This is a genomic window from Okeania sp. SIO2F4 (genome assembly GCF_010672385.1).
Taxonomy (GTDB): domain Bacteria; phylum Cyanobacteriota; class Cyanobacteriia; order Cyanobacteriales; family Microcoleaceae; genus Trichodesmium.
In genome coordinates, this window is record NZ_JAAHGT010000022.1 from 42,534 (window position 1) to 60,954 (window position 18,421).

At 35.9% G+C, this 18,421-nt stretch carries 12 protein-coding genes; all 12 read right to left on the reverse strand.

Annotated features, from left to right (window positions below; all coding sequences use genetic code 11):
* Positions 1–157: 157 nt before the first annotated feature.
* Positions 158–301, reverse strand: a complete 144-nt coding sequence (locus tag F6K22_RS02420) for a hypothetical protein (RefSeq protein ID WP_293092863.1) — start codon at positions 299–301, stop codon at positions 158–160.
* A gap of 561 nt (positions 302–862) precedes the next feature.
* Entirely contained in the window at positions 863–1,276 is a 414-nt protein-coding gene (locus F6K22_RS02425) for a KilA-N domain-containing protein (RefSeq protein ID WP_293092865.1), read from the reverse strand.
* 585 nt (positions 1,277–1,861) lie between these two features.
* Positions 1,862–5,254 (reverse strand): DNA polymerase, encoded by a 3,393-nt coding sequence (locus tag F6K22_RS02430; RefSeq protein WP_293092867.1) that lies wholly within the window; start codon positions 5,252–5,254, stop codon positions 1,862–1,864.
* Positions 5,255–5,257: 3 nt separating this feature from the next.
* Positions 5,258–5,653, reverse strand: coding sequence for a hypothetical protein (locus F6K22_RS02435; protein WP_293092869.1), 396 nt, complete (start codon positions 5,651–5,653; stop codon positions 5,258–5,260).
* 852 nt (positions 5,654–6,505) lie between these two features.
* Positions 6,506–7,684 carry a hypothetical protein gene (locus tag F6K22_RS02440; RefSeq protein WP_293092871.1) on the reverse strand — a complete coding sequence of 393 codons (1,179 nt, stop codon included), beginning with the start codon at positions 7,682–7,684 and terminating at the stop codon, positions 6,506–6,508.
* An 874-nt stretch (positions 7,685–8,558) separates the two neighbouring features.
* The gene (locus tag F6K22_RS02445; RefSeq protein ID WP_293092873.1) at positions 8,559–10,391 is read right to left on the reverse strand and encodes a hypothetical protein; all 1,833 of its coding nucleotides are present in this window, start codon (positions 10,389–10,391) and stop codon (positions 8,559–8,561) included.
* Positions 10,392–10,548: 157 nt separating this feature from the next.
* Positions 10,549–12,372, reverse strand: a complete 1,824-nt coding sequence (locus tag F6K22_RS02450; RefSeq protein ID WP_293092875.1) for a type IV secretory system conjugative DNA transfer family protein — start codon at positions 12,370–12,372, stop codon at positions 10,549–10,551.
* Positions 12,373–12,612: 240 nt separating this feature from the next.
* A complete protein-coding gene (locus F6K22_RS02455; protein ID WP_293092877.1) occupies positions 12,613–13,170 on the reverse strand; it encodes a hypothetical protein in 558 nt (185 codons plus the stop codon).
* Positions 13,171–13,435: 265 nt separating this feature from the next.
* Complete coding sequence (locus tag F6K22_RS02460; protein WP_293092879.1) at positions 13,436–15,196, reverse strand: hypothetical protein; 1,761 nt, start codon at positions 15,194–15,196, stop codon at positions 13,436–13,438.
* Between the two features lie 401 nt (positions 15,197–15,597).
* Positions 15,598–16,380, reverse strand: a complete 783-nt coding sequence (locus F6K22_RS02465; protein WP_293092881.1) for a hypothetical protein — start codon at positions 16,378–16,380, stop codon at positions 15,598–15,600.
* A gap of 12 nt (positions 16,381–16,392) precedes the next feature.
* The gene (locus tag F6K22_RS02470; RefSeq protein WP_293092883.1) at positions 16,393–17,937 is read right to left on the reverse strand and encodes a TrbI/VirB10 family protein; all 1,545 of its coding nucleotides are present in this window, start codon (positions 17,935–17,937) and stop codon (positions 16,393–16,395) included.
* Positions 17,934–18,421: hypothetical protein (locus tag F6K22_RS02475; RefSeq protein ID WP_363272693.1), on the reverse strand; the 488-nt coding region annotated here is incomplete at its 5' end. The genes F6K22_RS02470 and F6K22_RS02475, both read right to left, overlap by 4 nt.

Here is an 18,421-nt window from a genome sequence, read left to right on the forward strand (position 1 = left end):
TAAGGAGTTGCGTAGAGTAATCTACGCAACTCCTTATTTAATCTTTCAATTGTTTGAAAGATATAGGTATCACTGGATAATTAATATAAAGTCCCTGAATCAGGCTTGGAATTAGCTCTAATTTCCTACGAACTCTGATGCTAGGGGATATTTGTAGCTAAATCCTAGCATTTTTCCAGAAACTAAATGCTTCGTTAATTGCCTCAACAGGATGAATATTTGGCACGTCTACAAGATTCATAGCATACTCCTCTAATCGCCGGATACCCACAATGTCTGTACGTTCAAACTGGTTACGCAATTGGTATGCCGGGCATTGTTCAGCCCAAAACACTACGGAACAATTAATAATTAATAATTACCCCTTCTCAATAATTAACAATTAACTTGCGAACAATTAATAATTAATGACTATCACGGTGCTTAGGAGCAATATATATACTCAATCCCCTAGCACTCGAAATATATTCATTATTAATTATTCATGATTAATTATTAATTACCAAGGGAGGCTTTAAACCTTAATTGTTGAATTAATAATTAATTATTGACGCTTCTACTATTAACTATTAATTATTAATTATTAACTATTAATTATTAATTATTCGGTTATCTGCCAATTGCTCCTCAACCCACCCAAATCCCCTGGCCAAAACACTCAAACAATTGAAACGCTACAAGTTATACCATCAAAGGATTATAGTATTTTTTCTACTGAGTAATCAGTAGAAAAATCCGACCCAAATCTGGATTTGATTTAACCCAGAATCTAGCAATCAAACAAACTGACTGAATAATTGTTAATTGCTGAAGCCCGTGTCTCGGCAAAAGTCAGTTAGCGTAGCGGTGTTTGATTGTGGTCTTAGTCTACCTTATGTTCTTTTTGCACTCCCAATTGTAAATCTCCCTCTTGGAATTGTCCTACTTCCTCATATTCCGGGTGATGCCCGTGTCGGTATAGAACGTATTCGTTTTGCCAATATTCAGCTTCGGCTTGACTTTCAATTAGCCTATATTCTGATAAATCTAGGCAATTCTGCAATTCTGCTATTTCATCCTTTAGTTTGACCTCACCCTGAGTTAATAATTTCTCTATAACATCAAAAACCCATACGGCAAAAGCTGGATTTAACCATGCTGCTAGATTGAGAGCTACCTTGCGGTGAACCCATGTACCTTGGTTTTTGCCTTTTCCTTGTACTACTTTTACCAAGTCATCATCAGAGAAATTATGCTTCTTTTTCAGCTCTTCTAAATATTCTTTGGTTTGCTGCATTCTCAGAAAGTTATTGATTCTCTTGTTAAACTTTTTTTTTTACACATAGATGTTGCATCCCACATTCCATCATCATATATAGTAATTTCTTGTTCTTCAAATACTTCAATTATTTCCCCCATATACTACTCCTTAAAAACTCATTTGTACAAATTCGCGTTTCTTAATCAGATTGATATCTATTGCTTTGGGATGAAACGCTAATTCGCGGTTCTTAAAATTATCTCAAGATTCAGTAGGGATAAATAGGTAAATTAACATTAAAAATATACCGATTTATTCTAACAGTTTTTACTAGGATTTACCAGACAATAATTACTGATTAGCTGAAATTATAGCTATGATTTCATCAGCTTTTCATCCATCCCAACCATGGCTTTTTAGTCGCACTATTTACATCTATCAATTGAGCGTAAAATCCAAGCAAGCTGACAGTTTGATGAGTGCTTCTAGCCAATCTTTGATGTAGTTGTGAAAAGTCTGTATCGGTAGAGTGACGTAAAGCGCAATTATGTCAGTTAACTATAAATATATAGAGCCAATTTTTCACTCTTGGTATCCTTGCGTCAACTAAATATGAGGATGTCAACGTTCAATTCCTGCTCTTTGATGTTGTAGATGTTGTTCAAGGACAGGTTTAATATTTTCAGTAAAGTGATGAGCAATTTGAAAGGAGATAGGGTGGTTAGAGATATCCTGCCAACCTTCTTCTTGACTCCACTGTGCAGAGAGAAAAGTTTGGCGAGAACCCAGATTCCAAGCTTTAAGTTGTTGAAAATTTGGCTCCCATTGTGCAGAGTAATATTTTCCTTCAAAACTATGGGATTTATGATATCTTAAAATATCAGCAACTACAGGCTGTACCTGCTGAAAACGTTGAGCCTGTAATTCTTCTGTATTTATGTCGTTGAGCAAAACTTTTTTCAGATTGAGCATCTGTTCTGTAGATAGAACTGAATTAATATTTTGCCAACTACCATTTGATAACTGTGCAGAGAAAACTTCATTGTTTTCTCGATCGGTTAATGTTAAATACTTTTCGCATAAATTCCACTGTGGAGTGTATTTGCCTTGAATATCTTTTCTGGGAAGAAAATCATAATAGTCAGCGATTAAAGATGCTAATTTTGCCGGAATTTCTTTTGCTTCAACTTCAGCTTGCTGAATATCCTTGAGAACAAAACCAGCATCCAAGGCATCTGATATATCCCAACCTTTCTTAATATCTCCAGTATGAGGAACTAAAGCTGTAGTAGCCTGCTTACCAAAACTGCGTATGGCATTAGCAATCTTTTCTGCACCAAGAAGTCCTTCATTATGCTGATCGAATCTATCATAAAAGATTACCACTTCTTTTCCAGGAATAGCCTGAAGCTGTTCGACAGGAGGAACACCTCTAGCTCCCGTAGAAGTACAAGCCACTGCTATAGGTTCTCCCGACAGGCGCACAAGTTCTCCTAATCGTACAGCATCCCAAGGTCCTTCAGTTAGATAAGTTTTTTCAGTTTCCAGATCGGGCTGCTGTACTACCCATACAGATGCTGGAACACCGGATTGTCCCCATGACCGAGTTCCCGGTGGTAGCTCCGACTCTTCCATCCAAGGAGCATAACGGCGACGGGCGTAAAGTTTTTCTGGCTTCGCTGCATCTCTGTGGTAAAACGTTATAGAAGCTGGATACTCTTTACCATCATTCGTTTTGAAACCAAAATTCAAGCCTATATTGTAGCGCTTGGCCAAATCAGGAGATATACCTCGGTTGTCTAGATACTCTAAGGCTTTTTTCTGAGTTTCTCGCACATTAGGAGCTACCGGAGATAGTAATCTGTCTTGAGCTTGAGCTAAATGTTCCTCTGTAGCAATTTTTATTTGAGGTGAAGATGGACGATTGGGCTGAGACTGGTTAAACTCTCGGATAGCCAGATTGGGTTCGACTTTTCCTACTGCCGGAAGACCCAAAGCACGACGAATAGCTTTTTCATCATGGAACTGTTCAATATCTTTTCCGGGCGGTTCTCCACCACTACCTCTAAAACACCAAAAATCCCCATTTTCTCTAATGCTTAAATTGGTATTATTAGACTTGCCTTCCGCAGCACAGCATGGACATTCTCCTCGTCCGTGTCTGAACTTGATATGGTCCCGAATATCGAAATCTCTTTGTATATTTTTCCTAATCTCATTACCAGCTAGTTCAGGTGACTTAGACGTGATAGTAGGATGTGATTTAGGAGTATTATTAGAAAGTAGATTATTAAGTGAGAGAGGTTTTTCCAACACAGAAGGAGAGTTAAAGGAAAGCCTATATTCTCTTTTCTCAAAATCCTGTTGACTTAGTTGCTCTCCAGCTAAATTATCGCAAATACTTACTTCGGCAACAGCCGGAATGTTAGGGGTAATTTTTTGAGCAGCATCTAACATAGTACCCTCTAGAATTTTTCCTACACTCACAGCTTTTGATTCAGGAGCAGTCAATACTATCTCATCGTGCCGGACGAGGGCGATCATAGCACCTGTGTTTTTCAAGCTAAGTGACAGTTTAGCTAAAGCCGATTTACTCATATCAGCTCCTGAACCCTGAATAGGAGCATTTAACGCTTCTGTTACAGGAGGACGACTGTTCTGTGTAGGTTCCCACTCCCGTTTTCTGCCTAATAACGTCCTAGTTTGAGGATTGGGAACATCCTCAGACTTTAACTTGCTGTACCATTGTTGTTGAAATTCCCGCCTAATTTTTTGTTCGTTTTGGGCCACTCCTGGATAACCTTTGTCCATTGCTGCCTGGAATTTTTGCGCTTCAGAGAGAGAAAAATCCACGCCATAACTAGACTTGGCATAGCCTTGCAAACCTTGAGCTGATTGACCATAGATTTTACCAAAATTTACAGGTTTTGCACGTTGTCGCTCCGAAGAGCTTATTTCCTTTTCGGGTTTACCAGTCATCAAGGAAGCTGTTGATTTATGTGCATCGCGACCTTCTTGATATACTTGAGTTAGATTGCGATCGCTACTTACCTGAGCCAAAATCCGCAACTCTTGTTGAGAGTAGTCGGCACGGACGAAGACTCGTCTTTCTTCTCCATCTTTTTGTTCGGGGATAACCGCACGCTTCAAATCACCTGTTATATTTTGGATAGCTGGATTAGTAGCGGACATCCGACCTGTTACTGCGGAGTTTTGATGCCACGTCGGATAAATTTTATTGTCTCGATCGGCAGCATTCAATAATCCTTGAATACCTTTATTACCAATCTGGTCGTCAATAGAACGTAATCTTAAGAATTTATCTAGAATAGGGTGTTCAGTTGCTAAACTTTGGATATCATCTTTGTTAAAGTTTTTAAGCGGAATTCCACCTTGATTAAACCAACTTACAGTCTGACTTTTATCAGCAAGTTTGGTTGAAGTTAAGTCTGCTGATAAAATAGCTTCTTCTTGAGTGGGATTTTTCTCGACTAACCACTCTTTAACTAGGGAATCTACTTCTTTTCTCTCCTCCCTTAACTCAAGTTGTTTTTCTTTAAGCCAAGAAGTATCTAACCGTACTCCATTCTGACTCATTTGTGCTGTAGCTCTCGTAGCGTCAAATTCAACCTTAGCTACCTCAATCAATTTTTCGTCAGCCAAGTTTGGCCTTAGATTTTCCCTAAGCGAGAGTAAATCTTGAGTGGTTGGCTCAGATATTAATTTGTTGAGATTTCTCTGTGCAATAGAAGGGAGAGAATTATCAATATTCAAGCCTGCTGTCAATAGGCTATCGGCTAATTTAATATCAAAAATTTGTCCTTCAACCTCTAAACCGTTTTTTCCCAGTCTAGCTTGCCCCTCAACAGCGTCTGCAAAGACTTTGACTGTTGACGGCTCTTGTAGAAGGTCGGCTAGTTTTGGATCGGAGTATCGATAAGCTTCTTCCTGCTTATCATTGCCGATCAGGACTCGCTCGGTTTGTGGAATTATTGCTATTACTGGCTTAGACATAAGTTAAAAAGGTGGGTCGGTAATATCGGCAATTTCAAATAGATGCTTTGTGTTGGCTAAATGTTTGGATATTTCCCAACCGACAATATCGTCTGTATAATTGTCTGGTAAGAATGGTAGTTTCTCCGATAAGTGAAAGAAGAACTTAGGGTAATCGATATTGAATTGATCCAAACATGACATAAACTCTTTTCCACCTTTTTCCACAACAAGGACAAGCTTTTTGTCAAATGAAATTTCAGTAAACATGGCATCTTGATAGGCTGATAACTCACTACCTTCCAACTCGCATTCTAAGTCTTCTCCTTCAGCTAGCCAGAAGCAGCCAATATTCCAACCATTGGGTTGGATATCAACGCGGTTGGGGTAAGAAATTACTTCGGGACACTCGTAGTCCATATTTTCAAAAAATCGTTAAATACTGATTACTTCATAGTACCGGAGATTTGATGAAAGCGCTCGCATTTCAGTTGGATAACTTTACCGAATAATTAATAATTAATAGTTAATAATTAATAATTGATAGTCAATAATTAATTATTCATTCAACAATTAAGGTTAAAAGCCTCCCCTTTTAATTAATAATTAATAATTAATAATTAAGCACCTACACAGAATTGATTTCCCACTCTCATTCTCTGTCACCCTTGCAGTAAAAAGGTTTCAATTGAGAAAAATATGTAATTAATTTTGTGTATCTGCTTAATAATTTAGTCGGTGGTGTCTAGGGAGATAGTTTCTGGATAATTGTTAATTGTTTGATACTCCTATCTCAATAATTATTAATTGTTCATTGTTAATTGTTAATTATTGAGAAGGGGTAATTATTAATTATTAATTTACGAACAGTTAATTGCTGAACTACAAATTACACAGACGAAAATGTTGCGACAAAGAATAAAGTTCCAGAGCGATCGCTCGTACCTAAATACACCAGCGCTCATTGCTATAGTATTAACTAAGGAGCCATATAAAAATAAGTTGTACAAATTTTATCTAGGATAAACTGTGAAATATAGCTTCTATCAAAAAAACTGTTCAGGTTATTTTGACACGAGTCCTAAGCAAAATTTATGTGGAGATAGAGATGGTAGAGAAATTTATTACAACCATACATGAATTAACTTTATTTGAATTGATATCTAGACTTCTTCTCGGTTTGTTTTTAGGACTGATTTCACTTGTGATAGGATATTATATTGGAAAGCATTTATCTGATTTTTAGACTTAAAAATTGTGTAAGTCCCATTGTTACAAACCCAAAAAAATCATATCCTTTTCCTTAGAACTAAACCAAGGAATAGGACCAATAACATAAGGAGTACAACCTAAATCAACAAACCCGTATTTTAAACAAACCCGAAAATATAAGCCAAATTTTCCCTCTCCCTCACTCTCAACAGTATCAGTCAAAACCACCTTAAACAAATCCCCAAAAGGATGTCTACCCGTCGGTTCTTCTCCATCAAACATTTCACCCAAAACCCCCTCACCACCAGGCACCATTTGGCCTCCATCATCCTTACCACCCTTAATCCACTGAGCACCATGTAATCCCGAAACATCATCAATAACACCCAAAGTACCGGGAGGAACAAGTTCTAAATAAGCACAACCAGTTTCTTGAACGCACTGATAGTTAAAACCTACTTCTTTACTGCCAGTAATTGAGCGTTTTGTTGGGGTAAACCTATGTTCTTTATAACCGTAAGTTACGTCGTGCATAGCTACCATTCCGGCAACAGAAAAAGGAATTTCAAACAGGTTAGGTAATGGTATTTCCTCTAAAGCTGGAATAGAACTTAGGGGTGTATTTTCCCATCCTTTAAACTCAGATAAAGGGGTATTTGCCAAATTAGGAATGCTAGTTACCGAATATTTGCTTAAGTCAATTTCTCCTATTTGAATGTTTGTTAGATTAGGTTTATTGATAAAATATTTAAGTTTTTTTTCACCATCTAAAGGCCCTAAAACTTCGTATTGCCCAATTAATTCCTTTAATACAGGAACTTGATTTAGCTTCTTATTTTTAAGTCCGGGAACGGAATTAACAAAATCTTTTAACCCTTGATTTTGAAATAATTCTATAGAACTTAATGGAGTATTTTTAGGGCTTAATCCTCCCATTTGATTCAGATTCCACAAACTTTTATTACCTATATTTTGTAAATCTCCTAATTGTAAAATATTACCTATAGAAGTACCTTCTCCCCATTCACGGGAAGGATCGAAACCTAATTGGTCGATAATTTCAGGGGGTAGTTGAAAACCGCCACTCGATTCTATACCAGGCAAATCACTTAGATTTATATTAGGCAAATCTAGTACGACTGCCCCATCTTGATTAATGGCAGTAGGGATTTCATCGGCTTTGACTGGCATCTCTATCATTACTGCCATAAATAATGTCATTAAGATATTTTTCCACATATTAACGTTCTACTCCTTGCTGTTCTTGTTTATTTATGGATTTAGAAATATTATTACTGAAGTAGAAAATTTTTTTTGTTTATTCTACATTCAAATTAGATGCAATTTCTTGACTATTTGCTACTAAGAATTCCCTCCGATCACTATTTTTAAGCAATTAACAATAGACTTGTTTGCGACAGCCGATACAATTAATAATTAACAATGAACAATTAATAATTAATAATTATCACTCATGGTTGCATTGATAATTAATCAGAGAGTTTCTGAGTAGATGTGCGCTTTTTAATTATGAATTATTAATTATGAATTATTAATGACAAAGGGGGGAGGCTATTCATGAAGTCAGAAGTGTGTTAGCTCCGCATTCTGCAGGAAAGTCAGAAGTATCAATATAGTGGGAAATTGAGAAAAAGCCACTAATTGAAGACCGCTAAAATAAAATTTATAGCGGGGTTTTGCTCGAAGTCAGAAGTGTGAAGTCAGAAGTCAGAAGTAAAAAATTAATCAGAAAATTACCGCCCTAAAATCAAATATAAATTCACCTTTTTTGATTTTTACTTCTGTGGGATAGTTTCTTCAACAATTAATTATTAATTATTACCTCTTCTTGAAAAGAAGAGGATTGACTCAAAAGAAAAATTTTTTCTTTTTTTCCCTTAAAAGGGGAGGCTTTAGCCCACAATTTCTCGGTAAATTTTGTTCCGAAACTTCTGACTTCTGACTTCTGATTTCTGACTTCGAGCGAAGCGAGCAAGCTGAATTGTCGAATGAATAATTATTGACTATCAACTCTTAATTATTAATTATTAATTATTAACTATTAATTATTAATTATTTTGTAGTTGCTGTGAATTCGGCTTTTTCATCTAACTTAACGCTCCTGTTCTTCTGTCTCTTCCTTAATTTTTCCTACTGTAGCTGTAGCTATTTCATTATTAGCAAAGACCTGGTTAATTTTGTTGCTAAACTCCAATAGCTGCTTAGTCTGTTCGTGCGTAAGTTCTGAACTACCATCTTTATTAATTATTTCCAAACCTGACAAACTTTTATGGAAGTCAAAAGAAGCTGTCTCGTAAGAATCTACATTTTGTGCTTTCATAAACTTATCTACAGCATCCTTAATTTTATTATCAGCATAATCTTCAACTTGAACCGCGAAATTAGTAAAATCTTCCGACTCTTGTAATAGCATTTTATTCTCAATATTTCCTTCTCCATCTGAATGAAATATAGTTCCGCGATCGCCTAATTTATCCTTAATATCTAATCCCCCCTCATCATTCCTTTCAATAGTGTAATTGTTAGTTTCATACCGATTAGTTTGTTTCTCAGTTAAATACATATCTAATCCATTATCAATAAATTTATCCTCAGCTTTTTGATAATTAATATCAGGGGTGTTGGATAAATTTAAGTCTAATTTTTCCTGGTAAAATTCAACAAACTGTTGAGTTTTTTCCTCACTTAAACTTGAAGAAATGTTGCCTTCTGCATCGGAATGAAATTCTAATATTTCAGAACCATCATTCTCCTTAGTCCATATAGATACACCTCCGGAGCCATTTCTTTCCAAAACAGAATTATCAGTTTCGTAGCGATTAGTTTCTAATACCTCCAAAACCTTATCGGTTCCCTGATTAATTATTTGATTGTCTTGATTATTTGGAAGAGAAACTTCTTCCCTTACGCTTGTTTCTACATCTAAATTTTCTGTTTTAACTTCATAATTATTGTTTTTACCACCCTTATAAGTCCCTTCATCCATTTCGTAAGAATGATGTTCTATATAGGGAGTATTCAAATCTTCAGAATGACTAACAGTTTTTCCATTAGTAGGCACGGTCTTCTCTTCTTCCCATGGGTCGGGAAGTATGCTACCTTCATCTAGATTTATACCTATCAATTCCACATCTTCCTCCTGTTTTTGTACGTCATTAATTATTTGGTAAACTTGCTGGTAAGTATCGTTTAAATCTCGATCGTTAATATCAACTTCGTTTGGTTTTGTCGTGCTTTTATTATTATTTTTTTGGTTTACTTTTTCTACAGTATTTTTAGCTATTTGTTGTGCTTCTGCCTCTCCCTGTTTTTCATTAATAAGATGAAATAATCTCCTGTCAAATTCTTCTAATTGTTCTCTTAATTCTTCATTACCTAAGTCGTCTAAATTAACTTCATCTTTAAGAGATTCTAATTCAGGTGAGATGTTACTGCCACTTTCTTTTTTGAGGTTTTCCTGATACTTTTTCCAAGCTTGCTTTGGATACAATTTTGATTCATAATAATCACTAGCTGCCTCATAGTAATTTACTTTACTTTGAGAAAAATCATTTCTCTCCTGCGTATAATTCTTCCTTGATTTAAGATAATTATTTTGAGCAGATATCGATTGTTCTCTGATTTTTTTTAAATTATCTGCATCTATAGTTTTGTCTTCTAATGCGTATTGATATTTTTGCTTATAAAAATCTCTATCTTCTCTAGCAAAACTTAAATATTCTTTAGTATTATTGTATTCTTCACCAGCTTTAATCAAGGAGATGCGAGAATCTTTGTAGTCGCCAAAATAATCCGCCTGCATCTTTTCCATTTGCCGACGGGTAGGATTAAAATCAAAATTCAGCTCAATTTTACCTAAGATATCGACAACTTCATCAATAACTTTCAAGGTAGTATCAACTCCATCTTCACTGATAGAGGTCATACTTTTTGCGTCATTTTCTAGTACAGGAACAACCATGTTCAACAATTAACAATTAATAATTAACTAGCTATCAGCTTTTCTGTTCCGGAATGCTCCGCTTGCCAGCATCTAGCTAACCTCTTGCAGAGAAACTGCGGACTTCAGCTAAAACACCAATTCAATTTTTTTTGCTACCAAAAGCCTTTTCAGCAGCATCATCTAAAGCAGACTGTAAACCGTTCTCTTTATGTAGGCTAGACTTAACGTTATTGGGAGGTATATCGGAATCATCGGGCAACGGAAACTTTTCCTTTACATACGCAAGTCTTTTCTCGACTTGTTGTTTTCTTATTTCATCGAATTCGGATTTTTGCTTGGTTTTTTCAGTTAGTTTTTTTCTAAGCTTAGGCCATATTGCCTCACTTAATTCACTTGCTGCTGCCCTATCTAATTTTAAGAAAGCACTAATAGGAACAGACCCTTCATTCTTCCGTTTATAACCAGGATTAATATACACACATTTACCAGGAGGAAAGCGATTAAATTCTGCTGGTTCTACCAAATAAATCTTGTATTTATGGTCGGATATATTATTAGAAGCCCCGCTTTTTCCAGTAGTTTTAGATTTACTTTTAATAGTAATAGTTTCTTCCCCTAAATATTTGGCGTAAAATTCGGCACTATCGCTATCTTGAGGATTAAAGTAAAATTTAGTGGCAGTACCGCCTAATATAGCTCTACTTATTTCTTTACTATAAGCTTTTTCCAGTTGCCCAATGTTTTGAAAACCTAAAGTTGTCAACAGGCCATCACTTCTATTTTCATTGAGCCAATTAGTTATATTTGGCAGAAATAAAGTGGGCAATTCATCAATGAATAATGCTAATCCACAAGTCCGATTAACTACTACATTCTTGTTGATTATCATGTGTAACATTGAAGCAATTAGAGGAGATGTAGCCTCTCTTTTTTCCCTATTTAATCCAAATATTAACAGCTCTTTTTCTTTTAATTCATACTCATTAGTTCTCCTTCCTTGCTCAAATTCCGATTGGTTTTGAGATTTTTTCTTGAAACAAATCGATGTTTTACCAACAAAACAACTAATAAGTTCTGGAGCTAAAAATCGAGTAAATAATTTACTGGCGGTGGCGATAATACCCGCCACAGTTTTTTCACTACCCGCCACCTGAAATAATTGTGAAAAAGCTAATTCTACCCAGGGATTTAACTTGTTAACTGCTGCTGCTGCTTGAAGTCGCTTGGGCAATTCATCCAAAGTCAGTAGAGCTTGTATTGTTAATAAATCGGGGTCTTCACAACTTTTGGCCAACATCATTAGAGCAGTTACCAATTGGTCGCCCGCTTCACTGAAAAATTTATCCTCACTACTATTAGAAGCAAGGGCCAGGTTGCGGTTCATTACACTGGCAATTTCCCTCGCCATAGTGGCATCACTTTCATCTCTAAGGAAATCTAAAGGATTGATAACTTCGCTCTCTGCAAAACCGGGGGCGAAAATTTTCACTTTATAACCAGCTTGTGCTGCTACACCAATAATCTCTGAAGTTTGCTGAGGGTATTTAAAATCATAAAGAACTATTGGAAGAGTTTGGTCGATCGCGCTCATTACTAAAGGATTTATACAGGAGGCAGTTTTACCAGACCCTGGGCCACCTATTACAGCAGTACCCCTTTCGGCAGAAGTGACATAAAGTTGAGCTTCTTTAGGGTTAGCACCAATATAAAGTGATACCTTATTCTTCCGGCGCTCTTCCATCTCCTTCAAAGCAATTTTTTTAGCTGCCTTTTTTTCAGCATTACCACCCCATCTAGAGCGTGCTATTTGATCCTTTCCTGGGTCTTCGAGCAGCTTCATAGCAATCATTGCTGCAGCACATCCAAATAAAATTAATCCCGTATCCGAAGTCACAAAATCTATCGTTTTATCTAGAGATAAATTCGGCATTCCCACGGATGATTTTGTTTCTGTATTTGTCATTTTTTCACCTTATAAAATATGTAAGCATTCAGCTATTAGCATTCAGCATTCAGCTTTTTAAAGTAATAACTTTCTTCGGTTAGCTAATGGTCTTTATTCTTTCCTGCGGAATGCGGAGCAAACATAAACTTTGAATTCTTCTTGAAAACTAATTCCTGCTTATCAGGCAATGAATTAATAGCTAATAGCTGTTAACGTTAGCGTTAGCTCCTCTGTAAGAGGCAGTTCCTCCGCAGGAGGCTAGCTGGCAGCTGAATGCTTACGAAAATATTTCTTTTCCTGGTTGTCGTAGCAGTAAGTTTTAGTATTTTCAATTTCTGTTATGTTGACGCAGGGCATACTTGAGAAAACGTTTTGCAATTCTAGATTAGGTTTATCTGTCAAGCTAAAGGGTTGGAAATAGCCATTAAGAACTTGTAGCCACTTGCCGTCATTGTTGATATAAGCGGTAATTAAACATCCTTTTATGCCACATAAAGGATTCTGGTCAGATTTATTAATAGAAGTATCAATAATAAATAAAGAATGACCATTAACTTCTACTTTTGTCGCAACTACTTCTTGAAAGAAAGTACCCCAATTTCGTGAATTATCCAGTTCGTCACTCTTGAATTTTTTCTTCAAAGAATCAGGTAGAAATGTTGCTGTTTTCCACTTAGGTTCAGAGAAATTACTATGTTTGTTTAGAGTAACTTTTAAGAGAGAGAGACATCCAATAGTGACTAATACTAAAGTACCGAATGTTCCGAGATAAATAAGTTGTTCTCTGCTAAACAACCTTGTTATATTTGAGTGCAATTTATTCCGCCTCCAACCTTTAATAAGATGAATATATAGGAGATTAATCAAAGAGAAATAAGTTCTTTAAGAGTGAATGTTTTACGCAAATAGTAACTATACATTTTCAGTCAAAGATTAAAAATATACTTTAATTTTTTACCAAAAAATGAGGTCAAAAGCCTCCCCTTTTAAGGGTATGAAACAAATATCCGATTCAGTATTTCAAGCCTCCGACTAAACTCGGAGGTTGACTGATAACTGATAACTGATAACTGAAATGACCTCACTCTTTTTGGTAATTACTATAATTAAGAGCAATTTTTTCAGCTTCCAGCTTAAAATAAGATGAATCTATAGGAGTTCCAATACCACCTAAATACATTTGAGCAACACGCTCTATTGCTCTATCACCTTGAAAATTTTTCCCCGTAGTCGGGTCAATTTGTTCCCTAGCTAAATCAAATAATTCTAATTGCTGAGAAGCAAATAAAAAGTCTTGTTGTTCAGGAGAAAAGAAAACTAGAAATTGGGAAATAGAAGTAGTCTTTCCCGACTCTAATTCCTTGAGAAAATTAGCTCCATTTTTAGAGTAAATACGTTCCCTAACTTCAGGCATTCTTGACCAAAATCTATATTTACCTAGTAATCTGCCAGAAGTGCTATTGCTAGATTGAACTACAGGACTTAAATCAGAATAAAGAGAGAATTTTCCTAATACTTTTTCATAAGCTTTTTGTAATGCTAAAAAATCCAACTCTTCCAACTCATCAAAACGCGGAGAATTAAGTATTTTCTTGGCAGACTGAAAATCGGATTCTACCCTACCCAAAAAAACTGTCTCTCCTACATAAACAGTTCCTAAACTAATCGGACCGATAAAATATGGAGACTTACCTACTTCAGAATTTTCTCTCCTAAAGTAAAGATTAATCTTGACATTAACTCTATCAATAGGCTGCAAAACAACTTTAAAAGCATCCGAATAAGGATGACGACCAGTAGATTCAAGACCTCCAGAAGCTACTGCTAAGAATCCCTTTCCTCCCCTAACTTTTTGTTCAGATTCAACCCAACTACGACTAGACAAAAATTCAGAACCTCCCAAAGAAATTACTTGACATGGAGACAAACAATTTTGCTCAAATCCATCATTTTTACCACCTGATACTGAGGAAATATTTGAAGCTTTATCTATTAAATTAATTGATTTAACTAACGCAAAAAATCCTTCATTTGTAGGGGGATTAGGGAAAAAACTGAAAGGTAACTTTTTCAGATAAGGAATATCTGTTAAAACTACAGACTGCCAACCGGGGAAAAATTTTAGGGGAGTAGAATCTAATCTAGGGATTGAAGTTATCGGATATTTAGATAGTTGAATTTGAGATAATTTCAACTTTTTCAAAGATTTATCTTGCTCTAAAACTTGACCGATAGTTTTACCTATTACTTCTGAACCTTTAACAGTTTTTATTAGGTCAGCTACAGGAGCGTTCGCGGAGCGTTGCGTTAGCATTCTCGCTTCTAATTTTTTAATTTTTAAATCGGGTATAGCTTCAACTAATTCTCCTAAATCTAAATTTTTCAGTAATGGAAAATCTGCCAGTTTTAAAGATTCAGGTTTAATACTTAAAGGTACAAAGATTGAATTGAGTGAGAGTAAGTGAAGTTTGAAACTACTCTGAAAATCTCCTAAAGTTAGAACAGATGCTATATTTTGACCCTTTTCCCATTCCAAGGATAAAGAATAGCCAGCCAAATTATCTAGAGATTCCGAACTTTGCCAACTTCCAGCAGTTAAGAATGGTGGTAAACTTTCAAAAGTAATTAGTTCCCATGCAGGTATTTTTCCTTCAAGTACATTAGTGCCTATTTGATAGGGAACGTAAAATTGTGAATGATTTTCTGAGGAAGTTTGTGTTGTTTCTTGCTCCAAGATAGCAGTGTTATTTTGTTTTATTATTTTGTTTTGTTTGTTTAGTATTGGGGCATTTATATAAGCACTGGTAGTGACGGTTAATAAAATAGCTATTTGTAGTTTCATTATTAATAATTAAGTAGTTGTGCTTTTAGGAAATTCTTAGAGAGGCACTATTGCTACAGGCAATAGGGAGTCAATAGGATGTGTAATTAATTTGGATCATGGAACTTGACTTTCGGGGAAATATTACCTGTAAAAAATGACAAAAAATGAAATGATTATAAGATGATAATTTGATAACTGATTGTTGAAAATATCATAGTAAATGATTAACAATTGAGAAGTAATAATTCATCTTTTTTTTCGTGAATAGACAAAAACACATTTACTATGAATAGCTAAAATTTTCAGATACACTTGGTCTTGAACTTGAGAATAACAATTAAGTCTTTTTATACATTGATATAACTTAATTTCCATGAAGCTAATGGCTGAATCTTACATTGAGAAGCAATTATTAATTATTAATTATTAATTATTTGACAATTTTCACCAATTTTTGAAAGCCGAATTAGGATAGATTCAGTTATTCCAGACTGTTGCAAAGCATCATCAGCAGAAAAACCTCGATTAATTAAAGTCAGAAAATTTTTAGCTTTACCATAATTCCAAGAAGATAAAGGCATTAACCCATTCCAACACTGACGCGATAACCCCATACTGATATGATTTGAATTTAACTGAGTTTCTCCCATATCAAAAATAATTGGAGACTTATCCGACTTTGATAGTAGGGGAGCAATAACCGTAGAAGAAGTTTCAGAAGTATCCGTCGGTGGTGGTTGAGCAATAATAACAGGAGTATCATTAATTCTGACAGTAGTGTATTCAGGAGTGCCATTACCATAATTAATTTTGAAACTGTAGAGATTTGTTGTACCACCTCTCCCCTCAGTAACAATAGTCAGCAGAGTAGACGAAGTGCTTGGTAATTCTGGAATTTTGATAGGTGTAATTCGGCGCAAGTGAATAATTCTAGCTCCACCACCACTAATATTGCCATCAAAATCTGCAATTACTTTACTAGGATCGTCGAGCCAAACTTTCCGAATAATTTCACCAGTAAGAGAAAAATCTAAATTCAATCCATGCCCTGGCCAAACTGTAACAGTTGCTCCTCCATCTACATCGCCACGCGCCACACCTATAGAAATATTACGCACCGCTTGAGAATTAGCAGGTTTTATCCCTATTCCTAGAGTTGCAACTAAACTAATACTGCCCATCAAAATAAATTTTTTCAACAAAGTTAACATTTTTCACCAACCCGAATTATTTACAAATACCTGTACTACCTCGCCTTCAGGAATTACCCAAATGTAAGGACGCTCTAAAATTTCTTCTAACTCCTCAGAGGAAACCTGAACTGCTTGACGATGTAATTCACCAAAAGCACCTTCCAATATCCCTCCCAAAATATTTGCATCTCCATTTTTAGAATGACTTGAAACTCCACCAAAACCAGAATATCTAGTAGTGCTATCTGCTCTATTCAAGAGTTGACCAATTTTTGATAAACCTGCCAAAACAGATAACTTCAAATTTTGTTTCCCTCCACGCTGACGTTGACTTTCTGCAATTAGGGGACTTCCAGTGCTACTCATCACAGTTACCGTTTCGGGTGAAATTTCTACCATTTCTCTTAATGGAGTCACTGCCCCATTAATCTCTAAAATTACCATCCCACTTTGGGAAGTATTTTTGAGTTTGGCAACAAGTAGACTTTTTTCAGGAATAAAAATTTCACCCTCAGAATCTAATAATGGTTGTGATAACTCTATGGCAAATCTTTGAGGTTGTGCTTTGAGCTTTAAATCTTCTACCCAAAAAATAGGAGTATTTAAAATCCCCTCTACCATTTGTCCGGGTGCAATAGTTGGCTCGTTATTTGCTAAAGTTTCCTCAACTTGAGCTGTGACTTGTGGCTCCGGTGTCGGAGCTAAACTAATATCACTGTAATCCATTTGCCCATAATTCCCATAGCTCATTGCTTTTGCCATTTCTACTTGTGGATCGGGTGGTGGAGACTGTATAACAGGACTTGGTTTTTGAATGGGTGGTGGTGGAGACTGTATAACAGGACTTGGTTTTTGAACGGGTGGTGGTGGCTGTATAACAGGAGTTGGTTTTTGAACGGGTGGTGGAGACTGTATAACAGGACGTGATTTTTGAACGGGTGGTGGTGCAGAACGATATTGTCGTCGTCTTGGGCTTGAAGTATTAGAAGTTGTTGTTGAAGAAGTCTGACGAGGTTTATTACTCTTGCTAGATGCTGATTTCTTTTGCGGTTTTTCTGGAACCTCCTTATTGGTATTATTATCTTCAGGTTTTTCTATCTTCTCGGCAACTTTGGTAGTCATCTTCTGTTTTTCAGACAATTCCCGTTGCTGAGTTCCTAATGCCAGTTCGGTTTGTAATTCTCCTTCCCTTTCAATTCGGTTTTTTTCGGCTTGCTCCAAAGGGTCTACTTTTTGCTCTTTTACCTGATTTGGAGTTACATACTTTTTAGCATTGTTTACCCCTTTCATCCCTCCAAACATTAAATAAGCAAAAGCAGCAAAAACTCCTGTTCCCCCAACGATAACGAGAATCTTGCTAATAGCAATACTTTTTCTCTTTTTAGTTTTTTCATTCTCAGCAAAATCTATTTCACCTAGTAAGTCATCATCATCGTCGTCTTCTTTTTCTACAGTATTTTGTTCTACTCCTACTATTTCATCTACATTGACTAAGGCGGAATCTTCTTGCTTCTCCACAGATTCCTTGCCATTATTTGATTGTTTTGTATTACTATATAACTTCATCTTTCTATCTCTAAATCGCGTATTTCTATTATCTGCAAACCTTTTTCTTTGACGTTATAGACAGCTTTTTGTATGGCTGAGGTTGCTTCTGGTATAGGGTCATCTGTAACTTCTATTGCTTCAATAATGACCACCTTATTAAAAGGTATGATTATCCCTTCAGGATGCTTAGATGTGATTATCAATAAGTTAGCAACTAAATCTAATTTCCACTTACCTCGGTCTACGACTGTAGGATCAGAAATATGTTGAAAGGTTAAGATAGACTGAGCTTTACCTGAAAAAACTTCATCAGGAGTCAGATCGGCGATCGCTTTTAAAAAGCTAGTACGGAAAGTCTCGGATATAGCATAAGAAGCCTCCCAACTACTTACAGTTACCTGACTACCATCACTGAGTTTCACCCCTTTTCTAGTATCCCCCGTTGCTAAGTTTTGATTCCATGTGAATAATAATCCAAAAACCTCTTTAACATAATGTTTGA